The organism is Blastococcus sp. CCUG 61487 (assembly GCF_005222955.1).
In the GTDB taxonomy this organism is placed as follows: Bacteria; Actinomycetota; Actinomycetes; order Mycobacteriales; family Geodermatophilaceae; genus Blastococcus.
On sequence record NZ_LWUA01000234.1, the window covers coordinates 20373 to 39536 of the forward strand.

Here is a 19164-nt window from a genome sequence, read left to right on the forward strand (position 1 = left end):
TCGTCCCCGGAGGAACGATGTCCGTCAACACCAGCCCGCCGTTCGCCCGCACCGACACGCAGCCGGCCGAGCCCGCGCCGTCGCCCGACCTGACCAGGACGGTCCGGTTCGGCGGCATCGCCATGGCCGTCGGCGCCGCCGCCTGGGCCATCGGCTCGGCCCTCACCTACGACGTCGACCCCGCCGTGGGTGACTACCCGCTGGCCTACAAGGCCTCCTCGCTGCTGTTCCAGCTGGGCCTGGTCGCGCTGATCGGCGTCCAGCTGCGCACCCGGGCCACGGGGACCGGCCGGCTCGCCCGCAGACTCCTGCACGCCGAGCACGTGCTCCTGGGCCTGGCCATCGTCTCGTCGATCCAGTGGATGGTCGCCCCCGAGGTCTCCGAGGACGGCTTCTGGCTGGCCCTCGACGCGTTCTGGCCGCTGTCCATGCTCGGCATGGCGGCGATCGGCATCCGGATCGCCATCGCCGGCCGGTGGCGGGGAGCGGCGCGAGTCTGGCCGGCCGTTGCCGAGACGTGGTTCCTGTTCATGATCCCCGCGATCATCCTGGTCGGTGACGAGGGGAGCGCGTTCGTCAGCGCCGGTCACCTGCTGCTCGGCTACACGACGCTCGGCCTCATCCTGGCCGTGCGGCCCGAGCTGACCATGGCGCGGGACTGATCGAGCCCCTCCTCGCGGGGCAGCAGCCGGGTGCGCGGCCGACCGCGCACCCGGCTGCACGCTGGTGAGGTCGGCCGTCCTTCCACGAGCACGGGCGGGGAGACTGGAGCCCGTGACCTCTCCGCTGCCCGACGCCTGGTTCACCCGCGACCTGCCCGTGCTGCGGGCCATCGCCCGCCTGGTCGACGCGCCCGAGCACGGCGGCACGCCCTACCTGCTCGGCGCGGTCGTGCCGGCGAGCGGGCTGCCCAAGGCCGAGGTGATCGCCGCGGCCAAGGCGCTGGCCACGGCCGGCTACATCGAGCCGCTGACCAACCACGCCGGCGACATCGTGCGGATCACCGCGATCTCCGCCGAGGCGCGGCGGCTGGCCGGTCTGTGGCCGACGCCGCAGGGGGAGTGGGAGCGGCTGCTCGAGCAGGTGGTCGCCCGGGCGGAGAACGCGCCCACCGACGTGGAGCGGCGGCGCTGGCGGGCCTTCGCCGACGCCGCGGCCGCCGTCGGACCGGACGCCGGGGCGCTGCTGATGCAGTCGCTCATCGGGGGTTACGTGCCGCGCGCCCGCTGACCGCGGCCGGCCGGGAGACGACGACGCCCCCGCCCGGAGAACCGGACGGGGGCGTCGGAAGCCTGATCGTCAGATCAGAGCGGGGTGACGTTCGCAGCCTGCGGGCCCTTCTGGCCCTGCTCGATGTCGAACGCGATCCGCTGGCCTTCATCGAGCGAGCGGTACCCGCTGGTCTGGATGGCCGAGTAGTGGACGAACACGTCAGGTCCGCCACCGTCGGGGGTCGCGAAGCCGAACCCCTTCTCTGCGTTGAACCACTTGACAGTACCTTCGGGCATTGCTCGCTCCTAGCTGAGGTGGTGCATCGGGGTCCTGCCATAGCGCAGGGCCTTCCCGACATGCCGAAGCGTAGCGGGGGACGCCTGCTGGGGACAGGCCCGGCGGCCAGCGCCCGCCCGGCCCACCCGGTGTGCCGCGTCGGCCGACGTCAGCTCCGGGGGTCGCGGTCCTCCGCGGCGACGGGTGCCGGCAGCACCTCGTGGCCGTACGACGGTCCGACGTAGGTGAACCCGGCCGAGGCCTGAGACGGCGGCGCGGACGGCCGCCGCTGCGGCAGGGGAGCGGGCTGCTCCTCGTCGCGCCACGAGGTCACCCCGATGATCTCGGCCTCCAGCAGGCGCCGGCCGGCCTCCCGGGCCTGCTCCCGCCGCCACCCGTCCATGGAGCGCGCCCACCGCTCGAGACCGAGGCGGCCGGCCAGCCACAGCCCGGCGAGGACGGCGAGCACGAGGAAGGCGTTCACGACGGCAGCGGCGATGCCGAGCGCTCCGACGCCGGCCCAGCCGGCCGCTTCGAACTCCCGGGAGACCATGAGGAGCACGACGAGGACGACGGCGTAGCCGATGAGCACGTGCTTCATCCGTCCTCCTCTCCCGGGTCGACTTGCTGCATCGACCAGCGTTGCCCGGGAATGGAGGCGGGTGACCGCATCGGCGGGCGGTGCTCACCCCGATGGGGGAGGAGTCAGCCGGTGACCGGCTTCTTCGCGCGGCTGGGCTGCACGCGCATCGGCTCGCCGGGCATCTTCGGGTAGTCCGGCGGATAGGGCAGGTCACCCAGCCCGGCGTCGGTGGTCTGCTTCTCGAACAGCTCCAGCAGCGGCGTGATGTCGAAGGCGTGGTCGGCGAGCCCGGCGTGCTTGTCACCGACCTCGCGGAACCGGCCGGGCATGGTGAGGACGTCGAAGTCGAACGGTGAGACGTCGGGCAGCTCGTCCCAGTCGACCGGCGCCGACACCGGGGCGTGCGGGCGGGGCCGGATGGAGTACGCCGAGGCGATCGTGCGGTCACGCGCCATCTGGTTGTAGTCGATGAAGATCTTCTCGCCGCGCTCCTCCTTCCACCACGACATCGTCACGCGGTCGGGCAGCCGCCGCTCCAGCTCCCGGCCGAAGGCGATGACGGCGTGGCGGACCTCGGTGAAGGTCCACCGCGGCTGGATCGGCACGTAGATGTGCACGCCGCGGCCGCCGGAGGTCTTCGGCCAGCCCTCCATGCCGAACTCGTGCAGCAGCTCCCGCACGTGCGGCGCGACCGCCACGGCATCGGAGAAGTCGGTGCCCGGCTGCGGGTCGAGGTCGATGCGGATCTGGTTCGGCGACTCGACGTCGGACTTGTCCACCGGCCACGGGTGGAAGGTCAGCGTCCCCAGGTTGGCGCACCACGCGACGACGGCGACCGAGTCGGGCGCGATCTCGTCGGCCGTCCGCCCGCTGGGGAAGGTGATGTGCGCCGTCGGCACCCACGGCGGGGCGTTCTTCGGCACCCGCTTCTGGTAGAAGGCGTCGCCGTGCGAGTCCGCTCGCGTCGCCATCTTCGCGTCGGGGGAGTAGCCCCCCGGCCAGCGCTCCAGCGTCGTCGGCCGGTCCTTCAGGGCGAAGAGGATGCCCTCGCCGACGGCGACGAAGTACTCGACGACGTCGATCTTGCGGATGCCCTTCTCGGCGAAGTACGGCTTCTCCGGGTTGGAGACCCGGACCTCGTGCCCCGCGACGTCGAGGACGACGGCGTCCTTGCTGCTCGCCATCGGTGGGATCCTCTCGTCGGCGGAGCGCCGAGTGTCACGCAGGGCAGGTGAGCCCGTCCATGGGCGCCACCAGATCGATGAGGTAGGCGTTCACCGCATCGGTGACGCACGGCGTCTTCGGGTACGAGGTGTGGCCCTCGCCCTGCCAGGTGAGCAGCACCCCGGAGGAGAGCTGCTCGGCCATGGCGACGGAGCCGGCCAGCGGCGTCACCGGGTCGCCCTCGTTGCCCACGACGAGGATGGGTGCGGCGCCCTCGGCGTCCCGCTCGGGCAGCGGCGTGCGGTCGGCCTCCCACGGGGTGCAGGTGTAGAGGCCCACCGCCATGCCGGCGCCGAAGAGCGGGTACTCGGCGTCCCACTCCGCGGCCAGTTCCCGCACCTCGTCGGCCTCGTAGGTCACCTCGGTGTCCGCGCAGTTGATCGCGACGTTGGCGTCGAGGAGGTTGGAGTAGGTGCCGTCCTCCAGGCGCCCGGCGTAGCGGTCGGCCAGCGAGAACACGCCGGCGGAGTCGCCCGCCCGCGCGGCGGCCAGCGCCTGGGACAGCTGCGGCCACGTGCCGTTGTCGTAGAGCGCCGACTGCACGGCGGTGAGGACCACGCCCGGCGTGGCCTGCCGAGTCTCGCCCTCCCGGGCGCTCGGGATCGGGGCCTGCGACGCCTGCAGGAGGGTCTCCTCGAGGAACGTGCGCGGGTCGGGACCCAGCGGGCAGCCCGCGATCAGGCCGGTGCAGTTCTCCGCGAAAGCGTTGAAGGCGTTCTCGAAGCCGGCCGCGGCGGCCTCGGCGTCCTCGCGCGGCTCGGTGCCCGGGGCGACGGCGGCGTCCAGGACGAGGGCCCGGACGTTCTCGGGGAACAGCTCGGCGTAGGTCGAGCCCAGCGTGGTGCCGTAGGAGTAGCCGAGGTAGGTCAGCTGCTCGTCGCCGAGCGCCTGCCGGATCAGGTCGAGGTCGCGGGCGGTGTCGACGGTGTTGAAGGCGCCGAGGGCGGCGGGGGACTCGTACCGCTCGGCGCACCCCTCGGCGACCTCGTCGGCCAGGGCGAACGCGTCGTCCAGCTGCTCGGCGGTGGTCGGCTGCGGTTCGGCGGCGACGATGCGGTCCTTCAGCTCGTCGGAGATGCACTCGACCGCCGACTGGCTCGCGCCGACGCCGCGGGGGTCGAACCCCACGAGGTCGAAGCGCTGCAGCACGTTCTCCGGCAGGGTGAGCGCCAGCGCGATGGCGGCGTCGAGCCCGGACGCGCCGGGCCCACCGGGGTTGATCACCAACGAGCCGATCCGGTCGGTCTGCTCGCCGTGCACCCCGCGCAGGAGGACCAGCGGCAGCCGGTCGCTGTCGGCCTCGTCGTAGCTGATCGGGACGCTGACGGTGCCGCACTCGAACGAGATCGGGCGCTCGCTGCCCGGCTGCCCCTCCAGCAGCGGGCGGACGAGCTCGTTGCAGTCCTCCCACTCGATGGGCTCGGCGGTCGGCTCCGCCTCCGTGGTCGGGCTGGCGGTGGGCTCCGGCTCGGCGTCGTCGCCCGAGGTGCAGCCGGCCACGACGAGGGCCAGGGCGGCGAGCAGGCTCGGGACGACGGCACGCCGGCCGCGGTGCAGACGCATGATCACGAGCCTAGGAGCCCTCCGGCACCTGTGCAGGCGCTGTGCGCGCGCCGACCCGGCTACGGCGTCTCCAGCACCTCGGCGAGGTCGTAGCGCACCGGCACGTCCAGCTGGTCGTACGTGCAGCTCAGCGGGTCGCGGTCGGGCCGCCAGCGGAGGAACTGGCCGGTGTGACGAAGACGACGACCTTCGAGCTGGTCGTACTTGATCTCCACCACCAGCTCGGGCCGCAGCGGCACCCAGGACAGGTCCTTCTTCGCGTTCCACCGGCTGACCGCCCCCGGCATCCGGTTCTCCCCGTCGGCCTGCATCTGCGCGTTGGCCCAGTCCTGCCACGGGTGTCCGTCGAGCGCCTCGGCGCGGTAGGGCGCGAGCTCGTCCACCAGCTCGGCGCGCCGCTTCATCGGGAAGGACGCCGCCACACCGATGTGCTGCAGCTGTCCAGGTCCCCCGTCCGCGGAGTCGTAGAGCCCGAGCAGCAGCGAGCCGACGATCGGCCCGCTCTTGTGCCAGCGGAACCCGGCGACCACGCAGTCCGCCGTCCGCACGTGCTTGACCTTGGTCATCAGCCGCTGGTCGGGGCCGTACGGCAGCTCCGCGGACTTGGCGACGACGCCGTCCAGCCCCGCGCCCTCGAACGTCTCGAACCAGCGCTGCGCCGTCTCCGGGTCCCGGGTGAGCCCGGTGACGTAGACCGGCGGCTCGATGCCGGCCAGCGCGCTCTCCAGCCGGGCGCGGCGCTCCGCGAACGGCGTCTCCAGCAGCGACTCGTCGCCGAGAGCGAGCAGGTCGAAGGCGACGAAGGACGCCGGCGTCTGCTCGGCCAGCAGGCGGACCCGGGACTCGGCCGGGTGGATGCGCTGCAGCAGCGCCTCGAAGTGCAGCCGGTCACCGGCGGGCACGATGATCTCGCCGTCGACGACGCAGCGCTCCGGCAGCTGCGCCTTGACCGCCTCCACCACCTCGGGGAAGTAGCGGGTGAGCGGTCGCTCGTTGCGGCTGCCCAGCTCGACCTCGTCGCCGTCGCGGAACACGATGCAGCGGAAGCCGTCCCACTTGGGTTCGTAGAACAGGTCCTCGCCGACCGGCAGCTTCGTGGCGGCCTTGGCCAGCATCGGCTTCACCGGCGGGTTCAGCGGCAGGTCCATGCCGGTCAGTCAAGCAGTTCGCGGCGCGGGCAGGGGGTCAGCGCCAGGCGAAGACGGGCTGCTCGTAGCCGGCGACCCGCTCCACCTCGCCGCGGCAGGCGATCCGGCAGAACTGGTGGACGACGGCGGCCGTCGGGGCGTGCACGAACCCGCCGAGCAGCGGGAGCCGGATGACCGGCGACTCCGACTCGGGGATCGCCTCGAACACCGGGTCCACGTCCAGATCGGTCAGCGGCACCTCGAAGACGGCGGCGACCTCGGAGTCCGACCCGGCGAACTCCTCGACCGGGCCCGCCCAGCACACGACCGGCGTCATCACGTAGCCCGACCGCGTCACGTAGTCGTCGAGCAGGCCGAGGACGGCGTTCCGGCCGAGGTCCACGCCGATCTCCTCGTGCAGTTCGCGCAGTGCGGCCTCCACGGGACCTTCGCCGTCGTCCAGCCGGCCGCCGGGCAGCGCCCACTGACCGGCGTGCGCGCGCAGGCCCGGGGCCCGGCGGGTGATGACCAGGGTGGGGGCGTCGTCCTGCTCGGTCACGCAGAGCGCCACCGCCGCCTGCTTCAGCTCCGGCCGCTCGGCCGCCATCCGCGGGAAGCCGGCGACCCGCTCCGCCACCGCGTTCCGGTCCAGCGCCGCCATGCCTGCTCCTCGCCGTCGTCCCCAGCCGCTGCCGGCCACTCTCCCCGATGCGGCGGTGGCACCGCGCCGCGGGCCGTCGACCGGGGCGGCCGGAGCCCCTACCGTGACCTCCGCGGGGGTGCCGCTGCTGGAGGCCGCTCATGCCGATGTACCTGACCAGGTTCAACTACACCCCGGAGACCTGGGCGATGATGCTCGCCCAGCCGGAGGACCGCCGGAAGGCCGCCGCCGCGTACATCGAGTCGGTCGGCGGGACGCTGCACGGCTTCTGGTACGCCTTCGGCGACCGGGACGGGTTCACGCTGTGGGAAGCGCCCGACAACGTCTCGATGGCCTCCGTGGTCCTGGCGATCGGCGCCGGGGGTGCGCTGAACCCCGTGGAGACGACGGTGCTGCTCACCGTCGAGGAGACGCTGGAGGCCCTCGAGCGCGCCCAGTCCGTCGGCTACCGGGCGCCCGGCGCGACGTCGTAGCGGGCGAACAGCACGCCGTCCTCCTCGAGCAGCTGGCGCAGCGCGAGCCGGGCCGGTGCGGGCAGGACGGCGTCGAGCAGCCGTTCCGGCGCGCCGACCAGGGCGGGCGCGATCGTGAGATCGAGCTCGTCGACGATGCCGGCGGCGAGCGCCGCGTGGAGCAGCTGCGGGCCGCCCTCGCAGGTCACCTGGGCCAGGCCGCGCTCGGTCAGCGCCGCGACGGCGGCCGGCAGGTCGACGTCGTCGTCCCCGCAGACCAGCACCTCGACCCCCGCCTCGGCCAGGGCCCGGCGTCGGCCGGCGTCGGCCGCCGCACAGGTGACCAGCAGCGTGGGGGAGACGGCGTCGGTCACCAGGCCGGACGTCGGGTCGAGGGCCGCGCGCCGCGACACCACGGCGATCGGGACGGTGGCGGGCCGGCCGAGCGAGGTGCGCAGCCGGCCGACGGGGGAGTCGGGGGCCACGGCGCGGTACCCCTCGGCCGCCGCCGTCCCGTGCCCGACGAGCACCACGTCGGCCAGGGCGCGCAGCACCCGGAACACCCGCTTGTCACCCGGCGAGCCGAGGCCCGCACTCTTCCCGTCGACGGCGATGGAGCCGTCGAGCGAGGTCACGAAGTTCACCCGGAGAGCCGGGCCCTCGGGCAGCCGGTAGGCGTCGACCAGCCCGTCGTCGTCGAGCTCGGCCGGAGTCGGCAGCAGGCGGCGCACGTCAGCGAGTGTCGACCACGGCGGCGCTCTCCGGCGGGAGGGTGACCGTGTGCTGCTCGATCCCCGGCAGCTCGCCGGTCGCGAAGAGGACCTCGGAGGCGGGCACGTCGAGGTCGATCTCGCGGGACTGATCCGCCAGGTTCACCACGACCCGCAGCGTGCCACGGTGCACCACCAGCCAGCGGTCGGCGTCGTCCCACTGGACCTGGACCCGCGACAGGTCCGGGTCGACCAGGTCGGGGTGCGCGCGGCGCAGGACCAGCAGCGAGCGGTGGACGGCGAGCAGCCGGTCGTGCGGCTCCTGCGTGAGCTCCGACCAGTCCAGCTTCGAGCGGGTGAAGGTCTCCGGGTCCTGCGGATCGGGGACGACGTCGGCGTCCCACCCGTGCGCGGCGAACTCCCCGATGCGGCCCTCGGCGGTCGCCTTGCCGAGCTCCGGCTCGGGGTGGCTGGTGAAGAACTGCCACGGGGTGCTCGCGCCCCACTCCTCGCCCATGAACAGCATGGGCGTGAACGGGCTGGTGAGCACCAGCGTCGCGCCGACGGCGAGCAGCCCCGGGGAGAGGGAGGCGGAGATCCGGTCCCCGACGGCGCGGTTGCCGATCTGGTCGTGGTCCTGCAGGTAGCCGACGAACTTCCAGCCGGGCAGCGCCGCGGTGTCGACCGGGCGGCCGTGGTGCCGCCGGCGGAAGCTCGACCAGGCGCCGTCGTGGAAGAAGGCCCCGGTCAGCGTCTTGGCCAGCCCCGCCAGGCCCGCCTCGGCGAAGTCGGCGTAGTACCCCTGGCCCTCGCCGGTCAGCACCGCGTGCAGCGCGTGGTGGAAGTCGTCGCTCCACTGCGCCGTCAATCCGAGGCCGCCGGCCACCCGGGGGGTGACCATGCGGGGGTCGTTCAGGTCGCTCTCGGCGATGAGGGTGAGCGGCCGGCCGACGGCGACCGACAGCTTGTCGACCTCCTGGGCCATCTCCTCGAGCACGTGGGTGGCCCGCTCGTCGACCAGCGCGTGGACGGCGTCGAGCCGCAGCCCGTCGACGTGCATGTCGCGCAGCCACATCAGCGCGTTGTCGATGACGTAGCGGCGCACCTCGTCGGAGTCCGGGCCGGAGAGGTTGATCGAGTCGCCCCAGGTGTTCGCGCCGCCCGCGAAGATCGGCATGAACTCGGGCAGGTAGTTCCCGGACGGGCCGAGGTGGTTGTAGACGACGTCCTGGATCACACCGAGGCCCTGCTGGTGGCATGCGTCGACGAACCGCTGGTAGGCGGCCGGACCGCCGTACTCCTCCTGCACCGCGTACCAGAGGACGCCGTCGTAACCCCAGTTGTGCGTCCCGTTGAACCCGTTGACCGGCAGCAGCTCGACGAAGTCGACGCCCAGGCGGACCAGGTGGCCGAGCCGGCCGATCGCGGCGTCGAGGGTCCCTTCGGGGGTGAACGTGCCGACGTGCAGCTCGTAGACGACGCCGCCGGCGAGGGGTCGGCCGGTCCAGGCGCGGTCGCCCCACTCGTGCGCGGCCGGGTCGAAGCGGCGGGACAGCCCGTGCACGCCGGCGGGCTGGCGGCGGCTGCGCGGATCGGGTCGCGGCGTCGGACCGTCGTCGAGCAGGAAGCCGTAGTCCGCCTCGGGGCCGGCCTCGACCTCGGCGCGCCACCAGCCGCCGTCGTCGCGGGTCATGTCGTGCACGGCGCCGTCGACCTGGACGCGCACCCGCTCCGGCAGCGGTGCCCAGACGGCGAACTCGACGGGTGCGGACATGCGGGGGCCTCCGGAGCGGTACGAGGGGTGGGAGCCGGGAGATCCTGCCCGCCGTCCGAGGTCTCAACCTCGGTGGGTCGTGCGAGTGGGCCGGAGACGTGATTGCTACTCAGCTGCTACTCGGGTAGCATACTGCGCCGTGAAGCTCAGCGTGAGTCTGTCGGAGGAGGACGTCGCCGTACTGGACGAGTACGTCCGCTCGTCCGGACTGCGCACCAGGTCGGCGGCCCTGCAACAGGCGATCCGCTTGCTTCGGCACGTCGACCTCGAAGAGGACTACGCCGCCGCTTGGGAGGAGTGGGAGACCAGCGGCGAGCGCGCGGCTTGGGACGTCACCGCCGGCGACGGAGTGACGGATGCGTCGCGGTGACATCCGGCTGACCGACCTGGAGCCGGTCCGCGGCAGCGAGGCGGACAAACGCCGGCCCGCCATCGTCGTGAGCAACGATCGAGCCAACGCCGCTGCCGTGCGACTCGGGCGGGGCGTGGTCACCGTCGTTCCGGTCACCAGCAACGTGAGCCGGGTCTTCCCGTTCCAGGTGCTCCTGCGGGCTGAGGCAACGGGACTGCAGGTCGACTCCAAGGCCCAAGCCGAGCAGGTGCGGTCGGTCGCGGTCGAGCGGCTCGGCCCTGCGGTGGGGCGTCTTCCCGCGCCGGTGTTGGCCGAGCTGGACGACGCTCTCCGTCTGCACCTGCAGCTGTAGTCGAGCCGTGCGGATGGTGCCGCCGTCTGCCCCGGTGGCGGGGCAACGCGCTGATCAGCGCACGTCGATGACGACGTTGCCGATCTTCTGGCCCGAGTCCACGTACCGGTACGCCTCGACGATCCGGTCGAGCGGATAGCGCCGGTCGACCAGGGGGCGGAGGCGGCCGTCGGCGAGGAGCGCGGCCAACCGCTGCATCATCGCCTGGTCGTGCAGCGGGAAGGGGAACCGGACGCGCCGGCCGGGCGACAGCGGCGAGAGCAGGGACAGCGGGATGTTCTGCCCCTTCGGTCCGAGCTCGGAGGAGGTGTAGACGCCGCGCGGGGTGAGCCGGCGGCGCCACCGACCGAACGAACTCTTCCCCACGGCGTCGAAGACCGCGTCGTACCGCGTCCCGTCGTCCGGGACCGCGTCGGCCGTCGCCTCGATCACGCGGTCGGCGCCCAGGCTCTCGACGCGGTCGACGGCGTCGCGCGTCACGGCGGTGACGGTGACCCCGCCCGCGACGAGGAGCTGCACGGCGGCCGAGCCGATGCCTCCGCTCGCACCGAGGACCAGCACGTGCTGCCCGGGTCTCGTCCTGGCCACGCGGGCCATGGCCAGCGCGTAGTGCGGCCCCTCGGTCGCGGCCGCGGCCGCGGCGAGGGCGACCCCCGCTGCCACGTGCGCCACGGAGCCCGACGCCGGGATCGTCAGGTACTCGGCGTGGGCGCCGAAGCGTCCCTCGACGTAGCCGAGCACCCGGTCGCCGGTGGCGAACCCCGTGACCTGGCCGCCGACGTCCTCGACCACCCCGGCGAACTCGGTCCCGAGGATCGCGACGCGGGGCGAGGTGAGCCCGCTGGCCGCGCGGGTCACGTACGGGGTGCCGCTGCGGTACGCGCAGTCGGTGCGGTTCACCGTGGTCGCCTGCACCCGGACGAGCAGCTCGCCGGGTGCGGGTACCGGCGTCGGCACCTCGTCGATCCGGACGACCTCCGGAGGGCCGTACCGGGTGCGCACAGCGGCCTTGATGGCGGGGACCTCCTGACGCCGGCGTGCTCAGGCCAGGGTGACGGCGTCGCCGGTGCGGACGATCCCGGTGCCGGACACTCCGGCGTAGACCCCGGCGCACGCCCAGGTGCCCAGGCCGGGGATCTCGCGGCGGTGGTGCTTGGCGACGGTGCGCAGCGTGCCGCGGTCCTCGGGGAGCTCGCCCTGGGCGAGCGTCGTCATGACGCAGCGCATCGTCAGCATGCTCACGTCGGCGCGGACGGCATCGTCCAGCCCGACCGTGCGTCCCACCCACTCGTCCTCGGCGAATCCGGGCTCGGTGCCCGCGACGAGGACGTTGGGCCGGTAGCGCAGCACGTCGAAGTCGCTGCCGTCGCCGAGTTCGGTGAGCCGGTCGAGCGTGGCCCGGGTCAGCAGGTGCAGCGGCGCGAGGTCGAAGAACGTGCCGGGCGCCAGCATCCCGAGGTCGATGGCGCTGACCGGCTCGTCTCCCTCGTAGTCGTGCGTCGTCCCCTCGATGAACTCCGTCGGCGCCAGCCCGTCGATCGCGGGCCACTGCTCCTCGAACCTGATGCCCGCCGGCGCCTCGCTGGTGAGCCGCACCTCGCGGCCGACCAGGTCGGACAGCGCCGCGTCGGTGCCCGGGTCGTCGCTGCGCAGTTGCGTGCCGTCGGGCAGCGTGATGACCACCGGCGGCACGGGGGCGCCGGGCTCCGGCTCGGTGACGAACCGGGCGGAGAGCCCGAGCAGCGCGCCCCACTTCCGGGGGTGCTTGGCGCTGGCGACGGTGCCGTCGGAGACGTCGACCAGGCCGTAGGCGCGGTCGCCCAGGACGCCGCGGTCGGTCATGCGCGCCTGGTCGACCCGCTCGCCGAGCAGGGACTTCACCGGGAATCGGTACAACGCCTCGATGTGCATCGGGGCATCACACCACGCCTCGTCAGTCGCGGACGAGCACGGCCACGGGGAGTCGGGCGAGCAGCGTTCCGGCGGCGATCCCGGCGGCATCGGAGACGTGCCGCTCGCCGGTCAGCAGGTCCCGCCACGCCCCGGTCGGGAGCTCCAGCCCGGTGTCCCCCCAGCCCGTCTCGGCGAGCCGGGCAGGCAGCCGGGTCGCCACGGCCACGATCCCGCCGCGGTCGAAGGCCACGACGGAGTCGGCCGCCGATCCGGTGACCTCCACCGGCGCGTACCCCTCGAACCACTCCGGATGGTCGCGACGGGCGCGCAGCACCCGGGAGACGACCAGCAGCTTGGCCGCGCCGGTCCCGTCCACCGCCGGCACCTCGCCGGCGTCGAGCGCGGCCAGCATCCGCCGGCGCGCCGCGTAGTCGACGGGCCGGCGGTTGTCCGGGTCGACCAGGGAGAAGTCGTGCAGCTCGGTGCCCTGGTAGACGTCGGGGACGCCGGGCATCGTCAGCTGCAGCAGCTTCTGCGACAGCGAGTTCGACCAGCCCAGCGGCGCGATCCGGGCGACGAACGCCTCGATCTCCGCCGACGTCGTCGCGTCGTCGAACGCGGCGTCCACCAGCGCGTGCAGCTGCTCCTCGAACTCCTGGTCCGGGTCGGTCCAGGTCGTGGAGGTGCCGGCCTCGCGGGCCGCCTTCTCGACGTACGCGTGCGCCCGCTCCCGTGACAGCGGCCAGGCCCCGACCAGGTTCTGCCACACCAGGTGCGCCAGCGGCCTGTCGGCCAGCGGGTGCCGGGCCAGCCACCCGCGCACGAGCTGCGACCACGCCGCCGGGAGCTCGGCGAGCACCGCCAGGCGGGCGCGGACGTCCTCGCTGCGCTTGGTGTCGTGCGTGGACAGCGTGGTCATGGTGTGCGGCTTGACCGCGAGCCGGTGCGCCTGCGCGGCGTGGAAGTCCGCGACCGTGCCGCCGAACGCGGCCGGGTCGCCGCCCACCTCGTTGAGCGCCACGAACCGCGCCCACCGGTAGTAGGCGCTGTCCTCCACGCCCTTGGCCATGACCGGCCCGCTGGTCTGCTCGAAGCGGGTCGCCGCCTCGCTGCCGGCCTGCGACAGCACCGGGTGCAGCGCGTCCAGCGCCGGCGCGAGGTCCGGACGTCGCTCGCGCACCGCGGCGACCGTGCGGTCCAGGTGCTCGCGGCCGTCGGGCAGGTAGCTGCGGTAGACGGGGAAGCTCGCCAGCAGCTCGGCCAGGGCCTCGGTCTGCGCGGCTGTGTCGATGCCCGGCAGCTCGCCGATGACCCGCACCAGGCGGGCGACCTCGGAGCCGAGCATCCCGTCGGTGACCTCGCGCTTGCAGTCGTGCACGAGCTGCGCGTAGTCGACGGGCTGGCCGGCCAGCTCGGTGTCCAGCGCGGTCAGGGCGGGCTCGCCGGCCGGGTCGACGAGCACCCGGTCGACCTCGGTCAGCGCGTCGTAGCCCGTCGTCCCCGCCGTCGACCAGTCCTCCGGGAGATCCTCCCCGGGCTCGAGGATCTTCTCGACGACGGTCCAGCGGCCGCCGGACGCCTCGGCCAGCCTGGCCAGGTAGCCCTTCGGGTCGGCGAGGCCGTCGGGGTGGTCGATCCGCAGCCCGTCGACGGCGCCCTCGCGGACCAGCTCGAGCACCAGCTCGTGGGTGGCGTCGAAGATCGCCGGGTCCTCGACCCGCAGGCCGGCGAGGGTGTTGATCGCGAAGAACCGCCGGTAGTTCAGGTCGGAGTCCGCACGCCGCCAGTCGACCAGCTCGTAGTGCTGCCGGGCGTGCACCTCCTGCGGGGTGCCCTCACCCGTGCCGGGCGCGATGGGGAAGCGGTTGTCGTAGTAGCGGAGCTCCCCGTCGACGACCTCGAGCTTCTCGACGTCGTCCGCCGAGCCCAGGACGGGGATGCGGACCTTGCCGCCGCCGAACTCCCAGTCCACGTCGAACGCCGCCGCGTGCGCGGAGCCCGGCCCGTGCTGCAGCACGTCCCACCACCAGGGCGTCGCGGCCGGATCCTCCACCCCCATGTGGTTGGGCACCAGGTCCAGCACCAGACCCAACCCGTGCTCGTGCAGCGCGGCCACGAACCTGTCGAGGCCCGCCCGCCCGCCGCGGGCCTCGTCGACGTGGGCGTGGTCGATGGTGTCGTACCCGTGCGTGCTGCCCTCGGCCGAGCGCAGCAGCGGCGAGGAGTAGGCGTGGGTGACGCCGAGGTCGGCCAGGTAGCCGGCCACCTCCGCGGCGTCGTCCAGGGTGAAGCCGGCGTGCACCTGCAGCCGGTAGGTGGCCGCGGGCACGCCGCGCCGGCGGTCGCCGTCCGGCCGGCTCACTCCGCCGGCCCGGTGAGCACGACGATCGAGCGGCCCTGGACCGTCACGGTCTCGCCCGGCTTGACCTCGACCGGCTCGACCTCGTGCATCTCCGCGGTGTCGAGCACCGTCGTCCACACCCGGCAGTAGTCGTCGCTGGGCAGCGTGAACTCGATGGCGTCGCCGGAGGCGTTGTAGGCCAGGTAGAAGTGGTCGTCCTTCACGTACTCGCCGCGCTCGTCCATCTCGCGGATGCCGACGCCGTTGAGGTAGACGGCCAGGGACTTGGCGTAGGCGACGTCCCAGTCCTCCTCGCCCATCTGCTCGCCCTCGGGGGTCAGCCAGGCGATGTCCGGCACCGGTTCACCCTGCCCGCGGCGGACCGGGCGGCCGTGGAAGAAGCGGCGGCGGCGGAACGTGGGGTGGTCGGCCCGCAGCCGGGTGACCCGCTTGGTGAACTCCAGCAGGCCCTCGTCGACGTCCTCCCAGTCGATCCAGGTGAGCTCGGAGTCCTGGCAGTAGCCGTTGTTGTTGCCGGCCTGCGAGCGGCCGAGCTCGTCGCCGTGCAGGAGCATCGGCACGCCCTGGCTGAGCATCATCGTGGCGATGAAGTTGCGCCGCTGCTGGGCGCGCAGCTGCAGGATCTCGGGATCGTCGGTGGGGCCCTCGACGCCGTGGTTCCAGCTGCGGTTGTGGCTCTCGCCGTCGTTGTTGTCCTCGCCGTTGGCCTCGTTGTGCTTCTCGTTGTAGGAGACGAGGTCGTTGAGCGTGAAGCCGTCGTGCGCGGTGACGAAGTTGATGCTCGCCACCGGGCGGCGGCCGGAGTGCTGGTAGAGGTCGGAGGAGCCGGAGATGCGGTCGGCGAACTCACCGATCGTGCCGCCCTCGCCGCGCCAGAAGTCGCGCACGGTGTCGCGGTACTTGCCGTTCCACTCCGCCCACAGGGCCGGGAAGTTGCCGACCTGGTAGCCACCCTCGCCGACGTCCCACGGCTCCGCGATCAGCTTCACCTGGCTGACGACCGGGTCCTGGTGCACCAGGTCGAAGAACGTGGCCAGCCGGTCGACGGCGTGCAGCTCGCGGGCCAGGGCCGAGGCGAGGTCGAAGCGGAAGCCGTCGACGTGCATCTCGGTGACCCAGTAGCGCAGCGAGTCCATGATCAGCTGCAGCGACTGCGGCGTCCGGACGTTGAGCGTGTTCCCGGTGCCCGTGTAGTCCATGTAGTGCTGCTCGTCGCCCTCGACGAGCTTGTAGTACGTGCGGTTGTCGATGCCGCGGAACGACAGCGTCGGGCCCAGGTGGTTGCCCTCGGCCGTGTGGTTGTAGACGACGTCGAGGATCACCTCGATGCCCGCCTCGTGCAGGGCGCGCACCATGCCCTTGAACTCCTGCACGTGCTGGCCGCCGGTGGTGGTCGACGCGTACTCGTTGTGCGGCGCGAAGAAGCCGATCGTGTTGTAGCCCCAGTAGTTGCGCAGGCCCTTCTGCTGCAGGGTGTCGTCCTGCACGAACTGGTGCACCGGCAGCAGCTCGATCGCGGTGATGCCGAGGTCCTGGAGGTGCTCGATCGTCGCCGGGTGGGCGACGCCGGCGTACGTGCCGCGCAGCTCCTCGGGGATGCGCGGGTTGGTCATCGTGAGGCCCTTGACGTGGGCCTCGTAGATGACCGTCTTGTTCAGCGGCGTCCGCGGCGGGCGGTCGGTGCCCCAGTCGAAGTACGGGTTGGTGACGACGGACTTCGGCATGTGCGCCGCGGAGTCGTCGTCGTTGCGCTCCAAGGTCTCGAAGTCGTAGCCGAACACCGACGGGTCCCAGTCCACCTGGCCGTCGATGGCCTTGGCGTAGGGGTCGAGCAGCAGCTTGTTCGGGTTGCAGCGCAGGCCCTGGGCGGGGTCGTACGGGCCGTGCACCCGGAAGCCGTACTTCTGCCCGGGGTGGATACCGGGGAGGAAGGCGTGCCAGACGTAGCCGTCCATCTCCGGGAGCCGGATGCGCTCCTCGTTGCCCTCCTCGTCGAAGAGGCAGAGCTCGACCTTCTCGGCCACCTCGCTGAAGATCGCGAAGTTGGTGCCGGTGCCGTCGTAGGTCGCCCCGAGGGGATAGGCACTTCCGGGCCAGACCTGGGTCATGGACTGCTTCCTCCTGCGCTGTGCGGCTCCCGGGGGCGTGGAGCCTGCCCCGCCGCACACATCGTGGCGGAGGCATGGGTGGGGCGACCGTGGGGCCGTGCCCGCACGGAGGGCCCCGCACACCTGGGACGCGTGTGACCCTGCCCGCCCCGTGCGCGGAGCGGGGGGCCGACCTCGCCCGGGTCACCCGGGTGGCGCTGGCCCGCAGGCGCTCCTGCGAGCCGCGACGCTAAAGGGAGGACGGCCGGTCTCACAAGTACCTGGGGCGCATCGATGCGTCGGCTCCGCCCGGTGCGCCCCGGCAGCACCAGCAGGAGCGCCGGGCGGACCGTCCGGGGAGGTCCGCGCGGCCGCGAGCACGACGTTCTGTCGGTGCCGCGACGTACCTTCGTATCCGTGCGCACGACCACCGACCTCCGGCCCACCCAGGGCAGCTTCAAGGTCGTCAGCGAGTTCGAACCCGCGGGCGACCAGCCGGCAGCCATCGCCGCCCTCGCCGAGCGCGTCAAGGCGGGGGAGCAGGACGTCGTCCTGCTGGGCGCGACCGGCACCGGCAAGTCGGCGACGACGGCCTGGCTGATCGAGCAGGTGCAGCGCCCCACGCTGGTCATGGCGCCGAACAAGACGCTGGCCGCGCAGCTGGCCAACGAGTTCCGGGAGCTGCTGCCGGACGCGGCGGTCGAGTACTTCGTCTCCTACTACGACTACTACCAACCCGAGGCGTACGTCCCGCAGACCGACACCTACATCGAGAAGGACTCCTCGATCAACGAGGAGGTCGAACGGCTGCGGCACTCGGCGACGAACAGCCTGCTCACCCGCCGCGACGTGGTGGTGGTCTCGACGGTCTCCTGCATCTACGGCCTGGGCACGCCCGAGGAGTACGTCGACAGGGCGCTGAAGATCTCGGTGGGCGAGGAGCGCGACCGCGACGAGCTGCTGCGCACCCTGGTCACCGAGCAGTACACCCGCAACGACCTCTCGTTCACCCGCGGCACCTTCCGCGTCCGCGGCGACACGATCGAGATCTTCCCGGTGTACGAGGAGCTCGCCGTCCGCATCGAGATGTTCGGCGACGAGGTCGAGCGGCTCTACTACCTGCACCCGCTCACCGGCGAGGTCGTCCGCGAGGTCCAGGAGCTGTTCGTCTTCCCGGCCAGCCACTACGTCGCCGGGCCGGACCGCATGGAGCGGGCCATCCGGGGCATCGAGGCCGAGCTCGAGACCCGGCTGGCGGAGCTGGAGCGCCAGGGCAAGCTGCTCGAGGCCCAGCGGCTGCGCATGCGCACCACCTACGACATCGAGATGATGCGGCAGGTCGGCTTCTGCTCCGGCATCGAGAACTACTCGCGGCACATCGACGGCCGGGCACCCGGCAGCGCCGGCGCCTGTCTCATCGACTACTTCCCGGACGACTTCCTGCTGGTCATCGACGAGTCACACGTGACGGTGCCGCAGATCGGCGGCATGTACGAGGGCGACATGAGCCGCAAGCGGACGCTGGTCGAGCACGGGTTCCGGCTGCCGTCGGCCATGGACAACCGCCCGTTGAAGTGGGAGGAGTTCACCGACCGCATCAACCAGACCGTCTACCTCTCCGCGACCCCCGGCGACTACGAGCTCGGCAGGGTGCAGGGTGACGTCGTCGAGCAGGTGATCCGCCCGACCGGTCTGGTCGACCCCGAGGTCGTGGTCAAGCCGACCAAGGGCCAGATCGACGACCTGGTGTACGAGATCCGGCTGCGCACCGAGAAGGACGAGCGGATCCTGGTCACCACCCTCACCAAGAAGATGGCCGAGGACCTCACCGACTACCTGCTCGAACTCGGCATCAAGGTGCGGTACCTGCACTCCGAGGTCGACACGCTCCGCCGGGTCGAGCTGCTCCGGGAGCTCCGGCAGGGGGAGTACGACGTCCTGGTCGGCATCAACCTGCTGCGCGAGGGCCTCGACCTGCCGGAGGTCTCGCTGGTCGCGATCCTCGACGCCGACAAGGAGGGCTTCCTCCGCTCGGGCAAGTCGCTCATCCAGACGATCGGCCGCGCCGCCCGGAACGTCTCCGGCCAGGTGCACATGTACGCCGACACGATCACCCCGTCGATGGCCCAGGCGATCGAGGAGACCAACCGCAGGCGCGAGAAGCAGATCGCCTACAACACCGAGCACGGCATCGACCCGCAGCCGCTGCGCAAGAAGATCGTCGACATCCTCGACGGCATCTACAAGACCGCGGAGGACGTCGAGTCGTCCACCGAGATGCTCGGCGGCTCGGGGCGGCAGCAGTCGCGCGGCAAGGCGCCGGTGCCCGGCCTGTCCTCCAAGACCAAGGTCAAGGCGGGCTCGATCGACGTGCAGGGCCTGCCCCGCGCCGAGCTGGCCGACCTCATCACCCAGATGAACGAGCAGATGCTGTCGGCCGCCCGGGAGCTCCAGTTCGAGGTGGCCGCGCGGCTGCGCGACGAGCTGAACGAGCTCAAGAAGGAGCTCCGCCAGTTCGACGCCGCGCACGCCTGAC

General features: G+C 72.5%; 18 protein-coding genes. 6 read left to right on the forward strand and 12 right to left on the reverse strand.

Annotated elements, in window-relative coordinates; genetic code table 11:
- The first annotated feature begins 17 nt into the window (after positions 1–17).
- Both A6V29_RS12860 and A6V29_RS12865 read left to right on the forward strand, forming a co-directional pair.
- Positions 18–662: a hypothetical protein gene (locus A6V29_RS12860; protein ID WP_137160666.1), complete on the forward strand. Its 645-nt coding sequence runs from the start codon at positions 18–20 to the stop codon at positions 660–662.
- A gap of 112 nt (positions 663–774) precedes the next feature.
- Positions 775–1230 (forward strand): hypothetical protein, encoded by a 456-nt coding sequence (locus A6V29_RS12865; protein WP_137160667.1) that lies wholly within the window; start codon positions 775–777, stop codon positions 1228–1230.
- Positions 1231–1304: 74 nt separating this feature from the next.
- On the opposite strand, the gene A6V29_RS12870 is transcribed toward A6V29_RS12865, so the two are convergent.
- From A6V29_RS12870 to A6V29_RS12895, 6 genes are all read right to left on the reverse strand, one after another.
- Positions 1305–1508: a cold-shock protein gene (locus A6V29_RS12870; RefSeq protein WP_040339721.1), complete on the reverse strand. Its 204-nt coding sequence runs from the start codon at positions 1506–1508 to the stop codon at positions 1305–1307.
- A gap of 149 nt (positions 1509–1657) precedes the next feature.
- On the reverse strand, positions 1658–2089 hold the full coding sequence (locus tag A6V29_RS12875) for a hypothetical protein (protein ID WP_137160668.1): 432 nt from the start codon (positions 2087–2089) through the stop codon (positions 1658–1660).
- 104 nt (positions 2090–2193) lie between these two features.
- Complete coding sequence (locus tag A6V29_RS12880) at positions 2194–3255, reverse strand: DNA polymerase domain-containing protein (RefSeq protein ID WP_137160669.1); 1062 nt, start codon at positions 3253–3255, stop codon at positions 2194–2196.
- Between the two features lie 34 nt (positions 3256–3289).
- Positions 3290–4858, reverse strand: a complete 1569-nt coding sequence (locus A6V29_RS12885; protein ID WP_137160670.1) for an alpha/beta hydrolase — start codon at positions 4856–4858, stop codon at positions 3290–3292.
- Positions 4859–4917: 59 nt separating this feature from the next.
- Complete coding sequence (locus tag A6V29_RS12890; RefSeq protein ID WP_137160671.1) at positions 4918–6006, reverse strand: ATP-dependent DNA ligase; 1089 nt, start codon at positions 6004–6006, stop codon at positions 4918–4920.
- A 37-nt stretch (positions 6007–6043) separates the two neighbouring features.
- Positions 6044–6646, reverse strand: coding sequence for an NUDIX hydrolase (locus tag A6V29_RS12895; protein WP_137160672.1), 603 nt, complete (start codon positions 6644–6646; stop codon positions 6044–6046).
- A gap of 140 nt (positions 6647–6786) precedes the next feature.
- On the opposite strand from A6V29_RS12895, the gene A6V29_RS12900 reads away from it, so the two are divergent.
- Positions 6787–7119: a GYD domain-containing protein gene (locus A6V29_RS12900; RefSeq protein WP_137160673.1), complete on the forward strand. Its 333-nt coding sequence runs from the start codon at positions 6787–6789 to the stop codon at positions 7117–7119.
- Here A6V29_RS12900 and A6V29_RS12905 read toward each other — a convergent pair.
- Positions 7092–7829 (reverse strand): dihydrofolate reductase family protein, encoded by a 738-nt coding sequence (locus tag A6V29_RS12905; protein WP_137160674.1) that lies wholly within the window; start codon positions 7827–7829, stop codon positions 7092–7094. The genes A6V29_RS12900 and A6V29_RS12905 overlap by 28 nt on opposite strands.
- 1 nt (position 7830) lies before the next feature.
- A complete protein-coding gene (treZ, locus tag A6V29_RS12910) occupies positions 7831–9582 on the reverse strand; it encodes a malto-oligosyltrehalose trehalohydrolase (RefSeq protein ID WP_137160675.1) in 1752 nt (583 codons plus the stop codon).
- Positions 9583–9721: 139 nt separating this feature from the next.
- Between treZ and A6V29_RS12915 the strand changes: the two genes are divergently transcribed.
- Both A6V29_RS12915 and A6V29_RS12920 read left to right on the forward strand, forming a co-directional pair.
- Entirely contained in the window at positions 9722–9952 is a 231-nt protein-coding gene (locus A6V29_RS12915; protein WP_137160676.1) for a ribbon-helix-helix domain-containing protein, read from the forward strand.
- A complete protein-coding gene (locus tag A6V29_RS12920) occupies positions 9939–10286 on the forward strand; it encodes a type II toxin-antitoxin system PemK/MazF family toxin (RefSeq protein ID WP_137160677.1) in 348 nt (115 codons plus the stop codon). Before A6V29_RS12915 ends, A6V29_RS12920 begins: the two co-directional genes overlap by 14 nt.
- Positions 10287–10340: 54 nt before the next feature.
- Here the strand turns inward: A6V29_RS12920 and A6V29_RS12925 are convergent, their stop codons facing one another.
- Genes A6V29_RS12925 through glgX form a run of 4 tightly spaced genes read right to left on the reverse strand, consistent with a single transcriptional unit; the run spans position 10341 to position 16649 of the window.
- Complete coding sequence (locus A6V29_RS12925) at positions 10341–11288, reverse strand: NAD(P)-dependent alcohol dehydrogenase (protein WP_137160678.1); 948 nt, start codon at positions 11286–11288, stop codon at positions 10341–10343.
- A 39-nt stretch (positions 11289–11327) separates the two neighbouring features.
- A complete protein-coding gene (locus A6V29_RS12930; protein ID WP_137160679.1) occupies positions 11328–12287 on the reverse strand; it encodes an MOSC domain-containing protein in 960 nt (319 codons plus the stop codon).
- On the reverse strand, positions 12220–14541 hold the full coding sequence (treY, locus tag A6V29_RS12935; RefSeq protein WP_137160680.1) for a malto-oligosyltrehalose synthase: 2322 nt from the start codon (positions 14539–14541) through the stop codon (positions 12220–12222). The genes A6V29_RS12930 and treY overlap by 68 nt, the downstream gene beginning before the upstream one ends.
- Positions 14538–16649 (reverse strand): glycogen debranching protein GlgX, encoded by a 2112-nt coding sequence (glgX, locus tag A6V29_RS12940; protein WP_137160681.1) that lies wholly within the window; start codon positions 16647–16649, stop codon positions 14538–14540. Before glgX ends, treY begins: the two co-directional genes overlap by 4 nt.
- 396 nt (positions 16650–17045) lie before the next feature.
- Here glgX and uvrB point away from each other — a divergent pair, with 396 nt between their 5' ends.
- Complete coding sequence (gene uvrB / locus A6V29_RS12945) at positions 17046–19163, forward strand: excinuclease ABC subunit UvrB (protein ID WP_137160682.1); 2118 nt, start codon at positions 17046–17048, stop codon at positions 19161–19163.
- Position 19164 lies beyond the last annotated feature (1 nt).